We start from the raw sequence: 14,857 nt of genomic DNA on the forward strand, positions 1-14,857 counted from the left end.
TCTTCGCGCCTCAGCCGGGGACTGAATGCCGCCCGGTTGCGCCGCGTTGCGGTGTGTGTCCACTTGGCGTGTTTGCCTTCGTGGGCCCGGCAAACAAAAAGGGAGGCCGATTTCTCGGCCTCCCTTGCGTGCAGTTGGAGCGTGTGCGAACTAGCCGTTGATCCAGCCGTCCACGGTCTCCTTGTTTTCGTTGATCCACTTCTTGGCGGCCTCGTAAGGCTTCATGCCGTCCTGGATCCAGACCATGACCTTCGCCATGTCGTCGGGGGACCAGTAGAAGTTGTCGAGGAAGGAGTAGACCTCGGGCATATCCTTGTCCAGACCCTTGCGGGCGAAGGTGCCGATGAACTCTTCATCGCCGTACACGCCCTTGGGGTCCTTCAGGTACTTGAGGTCCCACTTGGCGAACATCCAATGCGGGGTCCAACCAGTCACGGCAACCCACTCGTTGTGCTTGATGGAGTCCGCGAGGGTCGCGGTCATCATGGCGCCGGAGCTGGTGACGAGGTCGATGTCGCTCATGTTGTAGGCCTTGATGGCCTTCTCGGTCTTGTCCACAACGCCGGAACCGGGGTCGATGCCCACGATGCGGCCGCGGAACTTGTCGCTGACCTTGTTCATCTCTTCGAGGGAGTCAATCTCCACGTAAGAGGGAACAACGAGGCCAATGCGGGCGCCTTCGAGGTTGGGGCCAAGGTTGTCCACCTTGTCTTCCAGCTTCTGAAGGTAGTGGCGCTGGGTGATGGGCAGCCATGCGGAGACCATACCGTCAACGTCTTCGTCCGTTGCAACCGCCTGCCACATAGCGGCAGCAGAAACAGGTGTGATTTCACAATCGTATCCCATGCGTTCCTGCAGAACAGCGCGGACAACGTTGGTACTGGCGACTTCTGTGGACCATTCGACGTAGACGAGGTTTACGGTACCTTTGGCGGCCTGAGCAGCGCCGCAGAAGAGCGTGCCAATGAGCGCGAGAGTGGCAAGCAATGTAACGAAGCGAAAACGCATCCTTCCTCCTGGGTTATGGTTATACATGGGCCGCCGCGAGGTTGGGCGGCCACGGTATTTGGCGCATGCGGCCCGCGCGGAGCGGGAGCCAGTGGCCCCGGGCTGATCCGGCAGGCCGCATGAGGCCAAGAAAACGCGGGGTAAAACTAGGCGGCCTTCTTCTTGCGAGAGCCGACCTTCTGGAGAATTCTGTCCAGAGAGATAGCTACGATAACGATGCCGATACCGGCCTCGAAACCGCCGCCAACTTCCATACGCTGGATGGCGCGCCACACTTCGCCGCCAAGGCCGCGGGCACCAATCATGGCGGCGATAACGACCATGGACAGGGCCAGCATAACGGTCTGGTTGACGCCTGCCATAATGGTGGGCAGGGCCGTGGGCAGTTCCAGCTTCACAAGCTTCTGCCAGCGGGTGGAGCCAAAGGCGTCCGCACACTCGACCAGCTCGCGGGGGACCTGACGGATGCCGAGGCAGGTCAGGCGGATTGCCGGGGGCATGGAGAAGATAACCGTGGAGAAGATGGCCGCGACCTTACCCAGACCAAAGAACGGAATGGCCGGAATCAGGTACACAAAGGCGGGCATGGTCTGCATCACGTCCAAAATGGGCATGACAATACGGTAAATCTTGTTGCTCATGGCGGAGCCGATGCCAAGCGGCACGCCCAGCATGATGGCCACCATGGTTGCCACGATAACCAGCGCAAAGGTGCTGATGGTGGCAGCCCACAGGCCGAGGTTCCAGATAAAGGACATCCCCACCAGAACGAAGATGGCGACGCCGCGTTTGCGGGTGAACCACAGGGCCAGTCCGGCAAAGAGCAGGATGAACAGCCACGGGGGCAAGAACATCAGGCCGCTCTCCAGCCAGTTCAGCACATGCTCCATGCTGGCCGCGAAGGCCTTGGTTGCAAAGGAGAAGTGATCAACAAGAAAGTTGATGCCAGCTTCGATTCCATCGCCAAGCGGTATTCGGGGGATTGTAAAACTCATTATGCTGCTCCTCGTTCTGCGACTGCACCCAGCAGAAGCCCGCGGACGATAACGCCCTTAAGCCTCTTCTTCTCATCCACAACGGCCAGCGGGTAGGGCAGGTCGTGCATGACCTGAAAAAGATCCGCTGCCGGGGTGTCGGGCTGGACGGTGACAATGTCTTCCTGCAGGGCGCCTTCCAGCGTCCGTGCGCCGTCCTGAACGAGCTTGACGGCCTCTTCGGCGGAGATAACGCCAGCGAGGCTTCGGTCCTTGCGCAGCACAAAGATGCTGGAAATCTTGTTCTTCTTCATCTTGCGGAGGGCCGCGCGGGGACCGTCCGTGCCGAGCCATGCAACGGTCTCGGTCTTCTTCATCACGCTTTCGGCGGTGAGAATCTTGGTGATGTCCACATCCTCAACGAAGCGGCGGACGTATTCGTCTGCAGGATCGGTGAGAATGTCCTCTGCGGTGCCGATCTGGACGATTTCGCCATCCTTCATGAGGACGATGCGGTCGCCGAGCTTGAGGGCCTCGTCGAGGTCATGGCTGATGAAGACGATGGTCTTCTGCATTTCGTCCTGCAGGGAGAGCAGCTCGTCCTGCATGTCGCTACGGATGAGCGGGTCGAGTGCGCTGAAGGCCTCGTCCATGAGCAGGATGTCGGCGTTGAGTGCAAGGGCGCGGGCAAGGCCAACGCGCTGCTGCATGCCGCCGGAAAGCTGTGTGGGGTAGCTGTCTTCCCAACCCTTCAGGCCCACCTGCTCCAGCGCGACCATGGCGCGGCTGCGGCGTTCATCGTGTTCGATGCCGGCAATCTCCAGGCCGTACTCGGTATTTTCGGCCACGGTGCGGTGGGGGAAGAGGGCGAAGTTCTGGAAAACCATGCCGAGCTTCTGCAGCCGCAGCTGGCGCAGCTCGTCGCTGGAAAGCTTCGTCACGTCAACGCCGTCGATGAAGACGCTGCCGCTGGTCGGCTCGATAAGCCGGTTGATGCAACGGACAAGGGTGGACTTGCCGCTGCCGGAGAGACCCATGATGACGACGATTTCGCCTTCTTCAACCTCGAACGAAGCGTTGTTCACGCCTACGCCGTGGCCGGTCTTCTCCTTGACGTCCGCTTTGGTTGCGCCATCTTCAAGCATGGGGACAACCTTTTTGGGATTGGGACCAAAGATCTTGTACAGGTTCTTTACGGCAATTTTTGCCATGCAATCTCCATTGGTTTGCATTAACGAACCACGCAAGGGTCTTACCTGTAATGTATGAAGACCCCGGTGAATAAGTACTGTAACGGCCTTGATGTTATGAGGAAGAAGCCCTCTAAGTGGCCGCACTAAAGACTACTGAACTGCCTCAAAGTGAAAAGGGGTAGAAAAGGGGAAGTATTGGGTATGCGGGTATACCCGGCTTCAGTGTGTCTACCTGCTTTCCATGGCGTCCAGCCGTTCTCGGATGATAGAGACGAGCTCTGCCGCGGTGAAGTGAAAATGGTGGTCCTTGGCTATGTCGACGATTTCTTGGGCGCGCATGGTGCGCATTTGGTTCAGGAGGTCGTCCCTATCCTTCAGCCATTCCAAAAAAGCGTACACACTCTCCTCGGACATGCATTCTCCTTCTCTATGGTTAAACCATGACTGCGGCGGATTCTGGTGCGCCCATACGGGGCGCGGTGTAAGGCCGCATGAATGGCAGGGAAAACCGGGCGAAGATTCCCGGATGCCCCTGCCTCATGTTCGGCGCTTACCTTCATGCAGACGAGGAAAAGAAGAAAGGGGATGTGTGAGGGATAAAGCGGGTATTATTGCATACCCAAACTACATTTGCACGTCTTTGCTATTGAGGAAGGTGTAGAGCGACACCTTCTTGCCGCGCAGGTCCAGTTTGCGACGGATATTTTTGCGGTGGGTTTGGACCGTGTCGTGCGCGGAGTGCAAAAGCTCGGAGATTTCCTTGGTGGTGTGCCCGGCGCGGATCATGCGGCAGACCTCCAGCTCTGTGGGGGTCAGCTTGAGGAACTGGCCGCTCAGGCCGTTCTCCGTGCCTTTGGTCATGTCCTCCAGCCGGTCCTCAAGGACCGTCTGATAGCCCTTGCGTACGGAGCGGCTCGACTCGTTGGCGATGTGCCCGAGTGCGGGAATGACGCGGGTTTCCACTTCTTGCGCCCATTGCTGCTGGAATTTTTTCTTCTCGTCGGCGGAGGCGCGGAGCACGTGCTTGAGGGTGACGGCCATCTCCTGCACGTGGGCGCGTTCCTGATTGAGTTCGCGCTCCAGCTCCTGCGTTTCGCTCACGTCATGGGCGGTGATGGGGAAGTAGTTGCCGTCGTCGAGGTCCACCCGGCCAATGGTCAGCACAAGGGGGAACATTTCGCCGTCGATGCGCTTGCCCGTTGCGCTCAGCTCCGAAAAAACGCCGTCCTGCAAGCTGTCCAGCTTGCTGACCAGTGCGCCGCGGTCGCCGCCTGCCACAATGTCGGGCACGGGGTGCTCCAGCAGTTCGTCCAGCTCGGTGCCCCACATTTCAAGGGCGGTGTTGTTGGCCGCCACAATGCGCAGGCTGTCATTGGCGATGAGGATGGCTTGGAGCGAGGTCTGAAACAGGCTGAGAAAGAATTTTTCCCCGTCGTCAAGGGACGGGTCGTTCAGCCGTTCGGGCGCGGCGGCCAAAAGCTCCGGCTGGGCAAGGAAGGAGTCGTCCGCGGCCTCGGTGTCGGCCTTGCCGTAAAGAACTTCCTCTACAGCATCGGCCACCCAGCGCAGGTCCATGACGGCGTCCAGGGCGCGTTCTGCCGATTCCTCGGCGGAGACGATTTCGTGACCAAGGGTGCGGACGTATTCCTTCAGCCCCAGGAGCGGGGCGGCGGAGCCGTCGCCAAGGGGCGGCAGGCTGTCCAGCACGGGCCACATGTTTTCTGCGCAGCGGCAAAAGTTTTTGTCATCAGCCGCGCGGTCGCGGCGGGCACTGAAAGCGACAACGCAGTCCGAAAGGCAGACGCGTAGCCTGTCGCCGACGTCGTTCAATTCCTCGGGGGAAAGGTCGATGTCCCGTGCGCTCATTCGCCTCGACCACGCCTCGTTGACCCGGTCTGCGGCATGCTCCATGGTCAGCAGAATTATGGATATGGTATGTAAGCGTTTCTTTGACATCGTTTCCTAACGTGTTGTTATGCGGGCCTTGGATATTACGATAGGAGGCTCCACGTGTAAGAGATGAATGAAAGGCAGCGGGGTGTCGGCGAAAACGCGATGGGGAGGTGCGTTGCAACACTGGCCCGTGCCGAAAAGATGGAAGCGGTAGAGTGGTCTTACATCTTTTGGACAATATTCTCAAGGCGTTGCCCATTCCCTACCCGATTGCGTGAGCAAAAGAGGGTATGAGCATTGGTCATAACTTGCTCTAACTCAGCGTCGGTAAAGCGCAAACGCCGCTGCAGCTCGGCCATTTCGGCCCCCGGATCAAACAGTGGGTAGTCGCTGCCAAACAGGATGCGCTCGCGCGGGTGGCGGCGCACGATTTCATGCAGCGTGGCGTCGTCGATGAGGCTGAGCGTGCTGGAGGTATCAATGTAGATATCCGTGCCGGCAAGCCCGTCCAGCACCCATTTCCAGTGCATGAAGCCGCCCATGTGGGCGGCAATAATCTGCAGGTCCGGGAACTGCTCGTGCAGACGCTTCACCTTGTAGGGGTCGGTGGGGTTGGAGCCGGGCGGGTTCCTGTCGCCGATATGAATCATAACGACAAAGCGGCCGGACATGGCTTCGTAGATGGGCATCATTGCCGGGTCGTCCATGGCGTAGCCCTGAAAGTCCGGGTGCAGCTTAATGCCGCAGATGCCGGCCTGCTCCAGTCTGTCGAGGGACCATTCCCACCGGTCGAAGCCGGGATGGATGCTGCCGAAGCCGATAAGCTCGTCATAGCGCTGGTTCAGGTCGATAGCCCAGTTATTGGCCGGGATGACTTGATCCGGCGATGTGGCGGCGGTGTGGACCACGGCGCGGTCGATACCTGCCCGGTGGATGCGGTCGATGAGGTCCCCCGCAACGCCGGTGCCGGTGGCGGGAAGGCCGTAATGGTCGGACAGTTGATCGAGGACCTTGTGAACTATTTTCGGATGAAATGCGTGGGTATGAACATCGTACAACATGGCCCGAATGTTGTACTCCTTTGAACGCGAAACGCAAGCCGCCCCAAAATCTTTCGGTTTTGGGGCGGCTTTTTCCATGCAAAACGGGGTGTTGGGGCAGGCGTGCGGCGGCGTCACCTGCGCCCTGCCGTCAGGATTTCTTTTTGCGTGTGGTCTTCTTTTTGGGCTTTGCGGGTGGGGCCTCAGCGGGTGGCGCCCACAAATCCGGGGGCGTTTTGAAGGTTTTTTTCGCGGTGTCGTACCCCATGTCGAAGGCCTTGATGTTGATGTCGATGATTTTGGCGGGCAGGGCTTGGCGCAGGCTGTCCTTCATGCGTTCGGGGTCGGCGAAGGGCAGGAGGAAGGAGCAGGTGCCAAGGACGATGGTGTTCATGGCCTGCACCAGCCCAAGGTCGTCCTGCGCCATGGTGGTGAAGGGCAGGCCGATGTACTGATTGGTGGGAATCTGCTTCACCAGCGTGGTATTCACCAAAAGGACGCTGCTGGGCTTGAGCAGGTGGTAGTACTTATTGCACGCCTCCTGCGACAGGGCGACCAGCAGGTCAATTTTGTCGGTCTTCGGGTAGCTGATGGGGCTGGAGCTGATAACAAGGTCCGTGCGGCTAGCCCCGCCGCGCGCCTCCGGGCCGTAGCTTTGGGTTTGGGTGACGAAGTAGTCGTGCCCAAGGGCGAGGGCCTGCCCCATCACCTTGCCAAGGGTCAACACGCCCTGACCGCCAAGGCCGGAGAGGCAAATCTCGAATCTGTCGAGGCTTTGGGTGGTCATGCCTTTGTCCTCCTGAGGCTTGCGCGCATGTCGGCGTAGCGGTCTTCAAGGGGCTTCTCGTCGCGCTCGGCAAAGACGCCGATGGGGATGCGCTTTGCGGCCTCCTCGGGCTTCAGCTTGTCGTAGGACTCGCGCTTCACGGCGTTCTTCTTGAGCCATTTGTACATGTCCACCGGGGTCTTGTACGCGTTTTTGCGGCCAAACTGGGTATGGCAGGGCGTCATGACTTCCACCACGTTGAAGCCCTTGCGGGTGATGGCGGTTTTGATGAGGCGGTCCAGCATGTTTACATGAAACACCGTCCCGCGCGCCACGTAGCTTGCTCCGGCCGCGGCGGCCATGTCCACAACGTCGAAGGACTTTTCCAGCGCGCCGTAGGGCGAGGTGGTGGTCCAGCTTTCCATGGGCGTGGTGGGGGAGCACTGCCCGCCGGTCATGCCGTAGATGAAGTTGTTGAGCACCAGCACGGTCAGGCCGATGTTGCGCCGCGCGGCGTGGATGAAGTGGTTGCCGCCAATGGACATGGCGTCGCCGTCGCCCGTGATGACGATGACGTTCATGTCCGGCTTGCACATCTTGATGCCGGTGGCGAGGGGAATGGCGCGCCCGTGTACGGCGTGGACGGTGTTGAAGTCCACATACACGGCCATGCGGCCGGAACAGCCAATGCCCGCCACGAGGGTGACGTCGTCCTTGCCGATGCCAAGGCCGTGCACGCTGCGGATGAGCGAGCCGAGCACGATGCCGTGGCCGCATCCCGCACAGAAGACGTGGGGGAATTTCTTGTCGTGGCGCAGGTAGTGATGGATGAGTTGGGTTACTTCGGCCATGGCGTTATCCCTTCCTCAGCTTGTCGAGTATCTGGGCGGGGGTGATGATGCTGCCGTCGATGCGGTTGATGGTGGCGACGTCCACGCGCCCGTTGTTCACGCGTTTTACCTCGCGCGACATCTGCCCCATGTTCATCTCCGGGACGATGATGCGCTTGCAGGTGCGCATCTGGTGCTCCACGGCGGAGCGTGGGAAGGGGAAGAGGGTCCCCAGCTTGAGGAGCCCTGCGCGGATGCCCTGCTCACGCGCCTGCGTCACGGCAAGGTGCGCCGAGCGCGCCACGCTGCCGTAGGCGACAACGACGGTGTCCGCGTCCTCGCACAGCACCTCCTCCGTGACCTGAATATCAAAGAAGAACTGGTCCACCTTGCGGAATTGCCGTTCAAGGGCCTGCACGACCTCGTCGGGCTTAGAGGTGGGGAAGCCTTTGTCGTCGTGCATGAGGCCGGTGACGTGGAAGCGGTAGCCGCTGCCCACCGGCGGCATGGGCGGCACGCCGCGCACGGTTTCCTCAAAGGGCTTGTACCACTCCGGCGGCATGGACGGTTGCAGGCGCGAGATGACCTCGACGTCCGTGGTGGCGGGGACGGTGATTTTCTCGCGCGTGTGGGCGGTGACTTCGTCAATGAGCAGGATGACGGGGATGCGGTAGCGCTCGGCAAAGTTGAAGGCCTTCAGCGTCATGTGCAGGCATTCCTGCACGTCCGAGGCGGAGAGGACGATGATGGAGTGGTCGCCGTGGGTGCCCCAGCGCGCCTGCTGGACATCGCCCTGTGCGGGGCTGGTGGGCAGGCCCGTGCTGGGGCCGCCGCGCATGACGTTGACCAGCACAAAGGGCACCTCCGCCATGCAGCCAAAGCCGATAAGCTCCTGCATCAGCGAAAATCCAGGGCCGGAGGTGGCGGTCATGGCCTTGCGTCCGGCAAGGGATGCGCCAATGACGGAGCCAATGCTGGCAATCTCGTCCTCCATCTGCATGAAGACGCCGTCATCCGTGTGCGGCAGGCGCGCGGCCATGCCTTCCATAATTTCGGAGGATGGGGTGATGGGGTAGCCCCCGTAGTAGCTGCACCCGGCCAGAAGCGCGCCCTCCACGACGGCCTCGGCCCCAAGGGCGAAAATTTCCCGGCTTTCGCTGTAGGATGTGGTCATGACTTTTCTCCTTCGTCCTCGGCGGGCTGGGCGCCCTTTGTGCGCTTTGGCGTGACGACGATGGCGAAGTCCGGACAGTGGAGTTCGCAGAAGCCGCAGTTGATGCATTCCTCCTCGCGTACGGGAACAGCGCACCCGGCAACCGGGTCCAGCTCCAGAACGTTTGCGGGGCAGAAAGCGACACAAAGACCACACACCTTGCACCAGTCCGGGTACACGGTGATGGTGGTCTGTCCTTTTGTTTTTGCCATGGCTTACTCACCTCTGGCTGGAAGGCGCGCAAACAAAAAAGGGCAATCCTCCGGGGAGGATTACCCTAAAAATTCGGCAAGCTGGGGCTGACCTGTTGCACGCGAGAACTTCCGCCATGAATCTGAAGTTGTGGCATTACCGTAACAGCCGATGCCTTCCAGATGTACCGCATGTGGCGTGCGCCTGCAATAGCATTTTCCTGAAAAGGCTGATGGATAGCGTTTTGCGTCGTGGGTGGTGTTTGTGCATCACGCTGTTGTGAAGGCGCGGTGGTGCAGCAGGGCAAAAAGAGGCCCCGCCGGAGTCCCTTTCTCCGGCGGGGCGGCGCATATGCGGGTGGGTGCTAGCTTACCCGCGCGCCTGATATCGCGACAGCTGGCGCTCCAGCCGGCGGCTTATCGAGGTGAGGATGTAGCAGACGATGAAGTACAGCACCAAGATGGTGACACAGATTTCCATAGGCGCCACCAGAACGCGGTTGTTCACCTGGTCGGCGGCAAGCATCAGCTCCGGCACGCCAATGATGGACGCGAGCGAGGTGTCCTTGGTGAGGCTGACGAACTGGTTCACGAAGGAGGGAATCATGTTGCGCAGCGCCTGCGGCAGGATGACGTAGGTCATGGCCTGAAAGTGCGACAGGCCGGTGCCGCGCGCGGCTTCCATTTGTCCCGTGGGCAGGGCTTCAACCCCGGCGCGGACGATTTCCGCCACATAGGCGCCGGTGAAGACGATAAACGCCACTAGGGAGCTTTGGGTGGAGGGGATGGGGTGCCCCAGCACCACAGGCGCCAGAAAATAGAACCAGAAAATGAGCATAAGCAGCGGCGTACCGCGCATGACTTCAATATAGATCATGGCGGGGATGCGCACCCAGCGCTTGCGCGACATGCGCATCAGCCCAGCGCCAAGCCCCAGCCAAAACGCGCCGAATATGCCGCCAAGGGCCAGCAGTATGCTCATGGCCAGCCCGCCCAGAGGACCCTCCGGGTAGGCGCCGATGAGGAAGTAGTCGAAATTGTTCCAGACGATGTCCCAACGCATTGCCGAAGGCTCTCCCTAATGCTTGACGGTTCTCAGGAACCGGCGGTTGTACTGTGTAATGCACAGCGAGACCACAAGCGACAGGCACAGATACATAAGCGTGGACACCGTAAAGGCCTCGAAGCCACGGAAGGTGTACGACTCGATCTGCCGCGCCATGTAGGTCAGCTCCATGACGCCGATGGTCATGCACAGCGATGAATTCTTAATAAGATTCAGCGCCTGGGAGATGAGCGGCGGAATAATGATGCGGAAGGCCTGCGGCAGAATGACGTAGCGCTGCGCCTGAATGAAGGACAGGCCCGTCGCGCGCGAGGCTTCAAGCTGCGTCTTGGGAATGGAGAACACGCCGGAGCGGATTTCCTCGGCAATGAAGGCGGAGGTGTACACCGTCAGCGCAATCACGCCGGAGGCGAACTCGAAATCCGTGTTGTACAGCCATCCTTTGATGGCCTCGGGGAACAGCGGGTCCGAGCCGAAATACCAAAAGTAGATCTGCACAAGCAGCGGGGTGTTGCGGAAAAATTCCGTGTACGCCGCGCTCAGCCAGATGAGGGGGCGCACTCTGGACATCCGCATCACCGCGATGACGGTGCCGAGCAGAAGCGAGAGGACAAGGGAGACGGCAGAAATCTTGAGGGTCATGATCAGACCGTCAATGAGCCAGTCCGCATACTTGCCGGACAGGACGAGCTGCCATTTGAAATCGTAGTTCACGGGCTTCCTTCCGCGTGTGTGAGGTGGAACATGCCGGGGGCCGTGGCCCCCGGCTGTCAAAGACGTGCGGGGAGGCGGCTAGTCGTTGGCGCCGGGCCAGACTTCCATCTTCCACGTGGTGGGCAGATAGTAGTTGGTGTCCGGGCCGAACCACGTGTTGTAGACCTTCATGTACTCACCGGAGAGCCACATCTGGGCCAGGGTCTTGTTCACGAAGTCGCGGAAGTCGGAGTCGTTCTCGGGCAGGCCGCGGCCGGAGGGGTCGTCGGCAATGTAGTCGCCCACGATGTCCCACAGCTCGGGGTTGGGGTCGGAGCCCTTGAGGCCGAGGAGGATGGTGGAGTCCGTGGTAACGGCGGAAACCTTGCCCTGCTTCAGGGCGAGGAAGGCCTGCGGGTAGCCCTCAAAGGACACCACGCGGCAGTCGGGCTGGGCGGCCTTGATGTTCTTTTCGGAGGTGGAGCCCTTGGCGGTGCCCACCTTCTTGCCGGCGAGGTCGGCCACGGACTTGATGCCGGAGCCGCGCTTCACAAGGATTTTCTGGCCGTCCATGAAATAGGTGATGGAGAAGTCGATGACGTCGTCGCGGGAGTACTTGTGCGTCATGGTGGCGGCGGCAATGTCAATGGAGCCCTGCGTCAGCATGGGGATGCGCGTGGCGGAGGTCACGGGCTTCAGCTCCAGGTCAACGCCCAGCTTGTTCGCAATGTAGCGGCAGATGTCGATGTCCATGCCCACAAGCTGCTTGGAATCCTCGTCCACATAGCCAAAGGGCACCACAGCGTCCTTGACGCCGCAGATGAGGGTGCCGCGCTCTTTAATTTGGTCGAGCTTTCCGGCGAAGGCCGCTGTGGCCATCAGGACGATGCACAGCGCGACAAGGGAAATGAGGGTGGTCTTTTTCATTGGGCTTCTTCCTCCATGCGAAAGTGTTGCGGGGCGGGGTGGCCGCCGGGATATCCATCGGGCGCGGGGTGTGTTGCGGACCTGCCGCGCCGTGCGGGCTACAGAATCTCGCGCAGGAACGCCTTACTGCGTTCGTGGACGGGATTGGCAAAGAACTCGTCCGGGCGGCCCTGCTCGATGACTTCGCCGCCGTCCATAAAGACCACGCGGTCCGCCACTTCGCGGGCAAAGCCCATTTCGTGGGTGACGCAGACCATGGTCATGCCGTCGCGGGCGAGGTCCTTCATAACGGCGAGCACTTCACCGATCATTTCGGGGTCCAGCGCGGAGGTTGGCTCGTCAAAAAGCATCACCTTGGGGCGCATGGCAAGGGCGCGGGCGATGGCCACGCGCTGCTGCTGGCCGCCGGACAGTTCTGCGGGGTATTTGTAGGCCTGATCGGCAAGGCCCACGCGCTCCAGCAGTTCCATGGCGGTGTCCTGCGCTTCGGCCTGCGGCAGTTTGCGGACCTTGGTGGGGGCCAGCATGATGTTCCTCAGCACCGTCAGGTGCGGGTACAGATTGAACTGCTGAAAGACGATGCCGATTTCGGTGCGCAGGGCGTTGGTGTCCACGCCCTTGGCGTGCAGGTCGCGGCCCTCGAAGAGGATGGTGCCGTCCTGATAGTCCTCAAGGCGGTTCACACAACGGATGAGCGTACTTTTGCCGGACCCGCTGGGACCGCACACCACAAGCACTTCGCCTTGGTCTACAGTCTCGCTGATGCCCTTCAGCACGTGAAAATCGTCATACCATTTGTGAACATTATTGAATTCGATGATGGGCATGGTCCCTCCCCTTGGCGTCATCGGTGGTGTGCTGTGCGGCCTGTGCCCGTGTTGCGAAGGCGGCCGGATTGTCCTTGTGTGTGGGGATTTTGACGCCACTGAAAAATTACCGTTATCCCTCAAGGCAGTTCTGTACTTGTCTAATTTGACTCTTTTGTCAAGAGGGTTCGGAATTGAGGGGTTTAAAAGTTGGTCTTTGAAGTGTTTTTTACATAAATGTCACAAGCTGGGCGTGAGGGGGCTTTGGGTGTGGCAGGAACTGGGCGGGAAGGCGTTGGTTGATGCACGGGGCGGGGCGTGAGGCGCGGGGATGGGCCTGGGGGCCGGAAGGGCCGTGAGGACGGCTGGTCGGGCTGATGATGGGGAAAGGCGCGGGTGCGCGGCGCATGGCAGACGTTTCGCCTTGGCTTGGCCCCGCTTCAACGGAACAGCCGCGAGAGGGCGGCGCATGGTGCGGCAGCGGGTGGTGCCGGGAGCTTACAGGGAAAGAGGCGGGACGGGACGCGGTGAGGGCTACGGCGCAGGGCGGCATGCGGGGGCACAAAATATGCCCCGCCCCACCCACAACCATGGGCGGGGCGGCGGGAAGGGCAGCATTACAGCACGTCGATTTCGCGGCGGATGATGGCCTTATTATAGGCGTGGAGGACATCCTTTTGCCGCAGGGTGCCGAGAAGGGTGTTGCCGTTGCCGGGCTGGACCACCGGCAGTTGGGAGACGCCCTGCGAGCTCATGAGGCGTAGGGCGTTTTTGATGGTGTCGTCGGGGGTGACTGTGACGACGTGCGATGTCGCCACGTCCCGGGCGATGATGAGGTTGTGCAGGCTGTCCTCGTGCATCAGGGGGCGGATGTCGCGGAAGGAAATGATGCCCCGCAGCGCGCCGTTGTCGTCCACGGTGTGCAGATAGGAGACGTCGGCGTGTTTGAAGGTTTTGATAATATCCAGCAGTGGCAGGGATTCCGGGATGGTGTAGGGCGAGCCCTGCATGAAGCGCCCCACCTTGAGCGAGCGCAGAATGTTTTGCTCCAGTCCGCCCGCAATGTCGATGCCGCGCCGCTGGAGCTTGATGGTGTAGATGGAGCCCTTGCAAATGGCGGAGGTGACGAGGGTGGAAATGATGCAGGTAATCATCATGGGCAGAATGATTTTGTAGTCGCCCGTCATCTCAAAGAGGATGAGAATGGCGGTGATGGGCGCCTGCGTGGTGCCTGCGACAACCGCGCCCATGCCCACAAGGGCGTACGCGCCGATGGGCGCGGTGATGCTGGGAAACACCAGCCCCGCCACCCAGCCGAAAAAGCCCCCGGTCATCGCGCCGATGAAGAGCGAGGGCGCAAAGATGCCGCCCGACCCGCCGGAGCCAAGAGTGGCCGAAGTGGCGAGTATTTTCACGGCAACAAGGGTGAGCAGCAGCAGCCCCGCCAGTTGCCCGTGCAAGGCGCGGTTCATGGCTCCGTAGCCGACGCCAAAGGCATGCGGCCATTGCAGCAGAATAACGCCGAGAATCAGGCCGCCGATGGCGGGCTTGAGCCATTCCGGGATGGGCAGGTTCTCAAAGATGTCCTCGGCCTTGTAGAGCACAATAATGAATCCCGCCGCGGCCAGCGCCGCAAGAATGCCAAGAAACGGGTAGATGCTGAATTCCCACATGGACCGGATGGTGTACAGCGGCAGGTCAAAGGTGGGCAGGTCGCCCCAGTAGTAGCGCGACATCGCCGTCGCGGACACGGACGAGAGCACCACCGGCGAGAATGACGCCAAGCCAAAGTCGCCCACCAGCACCTCAAGGGCGAACAACACGCCCGCCACAGGCGCGTTGAAGGTCGCGGCAATGCCCGCCGCCGCGCCGCAGCCTACCAGCGTGCGCTGCTCCATGACCGGCACCTTGAAGTACTGCCCGATGGTGGACCCGATGCTGGAGCCAATCTGCACCATGGGCCCTTCACGCCCGGAGGAGCCGCCGGAGCCGATGCACACGGCGGAGGCGATAATTTTGACAATGGCCACGCGCTTGCGGATGCGTCCCCCCTTCAGGGCCAGTGCGGACATGACCTCGGGCACGCCGTGCCCCTTGGCCTCGGACGCGCCAAAGCGCACGATAAGGCCAACAAGAAGCCCGCCAACGGCGGGCAAAAGCACTAATTGCCAGCGCGACAGCCGCCCGACAAAGTCGAGAATGTCGCCTGTCTCCTGATAAAAGGCGAACTGCGACCCAACAAGAACGTGGTGGAAGA

General features: G+C 60.8%; 15 protein-coding genes. All 15 read right to left on the minus strand.

Translation table 11 applies throughout. From position 1 onward, the window contains the following. Positions 1 to 150 precede the first annotated feature (150 nt). Positions 151 to 1,008 carry a glycine betaine ABC transporter substrate-binding protein gene (locus ACY69P_RS06245; RefSeq protein ID WP_459898312.1) on the minus strand — a complete coding sequence of 286 codons (858 nt, stop codon included), beginning with the start codon at positions 1,006 to 1,008 and terminating at the stop codon, positions 151 to 153. Positions 1,009 to 1,154: 146 nt separating this feature from the next. Next, entirely contained in the window at positions 1,155 to 2,003 is an 849-nt protein-coding gene (locus ACY69P_RS06250) for an ABC transporter permease (RefSeq protein WP_462326895.1), read from the minus strand. Continuing rightward, the gene (locus ACY69P_RS06255; RefSeq protein WP_462326896.1) at positions 2,003 to 3,193 is read right to left on the minus strand and encodes a quaternary amine ABC transporter ATP-binding protein; all 1,191 of its coding nucleotides are present in this window, start codon (positions 3,191 to 3,193) and stop codon (positions 2,003 to 2,005) included. The genes ACY69P_RS06250 and ACY69P_RS06255 overlap by 1 nt, the downstream gene beginning before the upstream one ends. A 210-nt stretch (positions 3,194 to 3,403) precedes the next feature. After that, positions 3,404 to 3,589, minus strand: coding sequence for a Nif11-like leader peptide family natural product precursor (locus tag ACY69P_RS06260; protein ID WP_459898316.1), 186 nt, complete (start codon positions 3,587 to 3,589; stop codon positions 3,404 to 3,406). A gap of 210 nt (positions 3,590 to 3,799) precedes the next feature. After that, positions 3,800 to 5,041 (minus strand): PAS domain S-box protein, encoded by a 1,242-nt coding sequence (locus ACY69P_RS06265; protein WP_462326897.1) that lies wholly within the window; start codon positions 5,039 to 5,041, stop codon positions 3,800 to 3,802. Positions 5,042 to 5,289: 248 nt separating this feature from the next. Next, on the minus strand, positions 5,290 to 6,129 hold the full coding sequence (locus tag ACY69P_RS06270) for an amidohydrolase family protein (RefSeq protein WP_459898319.1): 840 nt from the start codon (positions 6,127 to 6,129) through the stop codon (positions 5,290 to 5,292). A 130-nt stretch (positions 6,130 to 6,259) separates the two neighbouring features. After that, entirely contained in the window at positions 6,260 to 6,895 is a 636-nt protein-coding gene (locus ACY69P_RS06275; protein WP_459898320.1) for a 2-oxoacid:acceptor oxidoreductase family protein, read from the minus strand. Continuing rightward, complete coding sequence (locus ACY69P_RS06280) at positions 6,892 to 7,725, minus strand: 2-oxoacid:ferredoxin oxidoreductase subunit beta (protein WP_459898322.1); 834 nt, start codon at positions 7,723 to 7,725, stop codon at positions 6,892 to 6,894. Before ACY69P_RS06280 ends, ACY69P_RS06275 begins: the two co-directional genes overlap by 4 nt. A gap of 4 nt (positions 7,726 to 7,729) precedes the next feature. Beyond that, the gene (locus ACY69P_RS06285; RefSeq protein ID WP_459898324.1) at positions 7,730 to 8,878 is read right to left on the minus strand and encodes a 2-oxoacid:acceptor oxidoreductase subunit alpha; all 1,149 of its coding nucleotides are present in this window, start codon (positions 8,876 to 8,878) and stop codon (positions 7,730 to 7,732) included. Then, complete coding sequence (locus tag ACY69P_RS06290; protein ID WP_459898325.1) at positions 8,875 to 9,129, minus strand: 4Fe-4S dicluster domain-containing protein; 255 nt, start codon at positions 9,127 to 9,129, stop codon at positions 8,875 to 8,877. The genes ACY69P_RS06285 and ACY69P_RS06290 overlap by 4 nt, the downstream gene beginning before the upstream one ends. Positions 9,130 to 9,478: 349 nt before the next feature. Next, entirely contained in the window at positions 9,479 to 10,171 is a 693-nt protein-coding gene (locus ACY69P_RS06295; RefSeq protein ID WP_462326898.1) for an amino acid ABC transporter permease, read from the minus strand. Positions 10,172 to 10,186: 15 nt separating this feature from the next. Beyond that, positions 10,187 to 10,888 carry an amino acid ABC transporter permease gene (locus ACY69P_RS06300; protein ID WP_459898328.1) on the minus strand — a complete coding sequence of 234 codons (702 nt, stop codon included), beginning with the start codon at positions 10,886 to 10,888 and terminating at the stop codon, positions 10,187 to 10,189. Between the two features lie 78 nt (positions 10,889 to 10,966). Further along, positions 10,967 to 11,794: an ABC transporter substrate-binding protein gene (locus ACY69P_RS06305; protein WP_462326899.1), complete on the minus strand. Its 828-nt coding sequence runs from the start codon at positions 11,792 to 11,794 to the stop codon at positions 10,967 to 10,969. Between the two features lie 98 nt (positions 11,795 to 11,892). Further along, positions 11,893 to 12,621: an amino acid ABC transporter ATP-binding protein gene (locus tag ACY69P_RS06310; RefSeq protein WP_462326900.1), complete on the minus strand. Its 729-nt coding sequence runs from the start codon at positions 12,619 to 12,621 to the stop codon at positions 11,893 to 11,895. A gap of 596 nt (positions 12,622 to 13,217) precedes the next feature. Next, a partial coding sequence (locus ACY69P_RS06315; RefSeq protein WP_462326901.1) for a chloride channel protein occupies positions 13,218 to 14,857 on the minus strand: 1,640 nt, incomplete at its 5' end.

It is taken from the genome of Desulfobaculum sp. (genome assembly GCF_054921475.1).

Coding starts and splice junctions, on each gene's coding strand:
- ACY69P_RS06245 (WP_459898312.1), bottom strand. CDS start 1,008: ATGCGTTTTCGCTTCGTTACATTGCTTGCCACTCTCGCGCTCATTGGC.
- ACY69P_RS06305 (WP_462326899.1), bottom strand. CDS start 11,794: ATGAAAAAGACCACCCTCATTTCCCTTGTCGCGCTGTGCATCGTCCTG.
- ACY69P_RS06275 (WP_459898320.1), bottom strand. CDS start 6,895: ATGACCACCCAAAGCCTCGACAGATTCGAGATTTGCCTCTCCGGCCTT.
- ACY69P_RS06250 (WP_462326895.1), bottom strand. CDS start 2,003: ATGAGTTTTACAATCCCCCGAATACCGCTTGGCGATGGAATCGAAGCT.
- ACY69P_RS06260 (WP_459898316.1), bottom strand. CDS start 3,589: ATGTCCGAGGAGAGTGTGTACGCTTTTTTGGAATGGCTGAAGGATAGG.
- ACY69P_RS06270 (WP_459898319.1), bottom strand. CDS start 6,129: ATGTTGTACGATGTTCATACCCACGCATTTCATCCGAAAATAGTTCAC.
- ACY69P_RS06265 (WP_462326897.1), bottom strand. CDS start 5,041: ATGAGCGCACGGGACATCGACCTTTCCCCCGAGGAATTGAACGACGTC.
- ACY69P_RS06285 (WP_459898324.1), bottom strand. CDS start 8,878: ATGACCACATCCTACAGCGAAAGCCGGGAAATTTTCGCCCTTGGGGCC.
- ACY69P_RS06290 (WP_459898325.1), bottom strand. CDS start 9,129: ATGGCAAAAACAAAAGGACAGACCACCATCACCGTGTACCCGGACTGG.
- ACY69P_RS06310 (WP_462326900.1), bottom strand. CDS start 12,621: ATGCCCATCATCGAATTCAATAATGTTCACAAATGGTATGACGATTTT.
- ACY69P_RS06255 (WP_462326896.1), bottom strand. CDS start 3,193: ATGGCAAAAATTGCCGTAAAGAACCTGTACAAGATCTTTGGTCCCAAT.
- ACY69P_RS06295 (WP_462326898.1), bottom strand. CDS start 10,171: ATGCGTTGGGACATCGTCTGGAACAATTTCGACTACTTCCTCATCGGC.
- ACY69P_RS06280 (WP_459898322.1), bottom strand. CDS start 7,725: ATGGCCGAAGTAACCCAACTCATCCATCACTACCTGCGCCACGACAAG.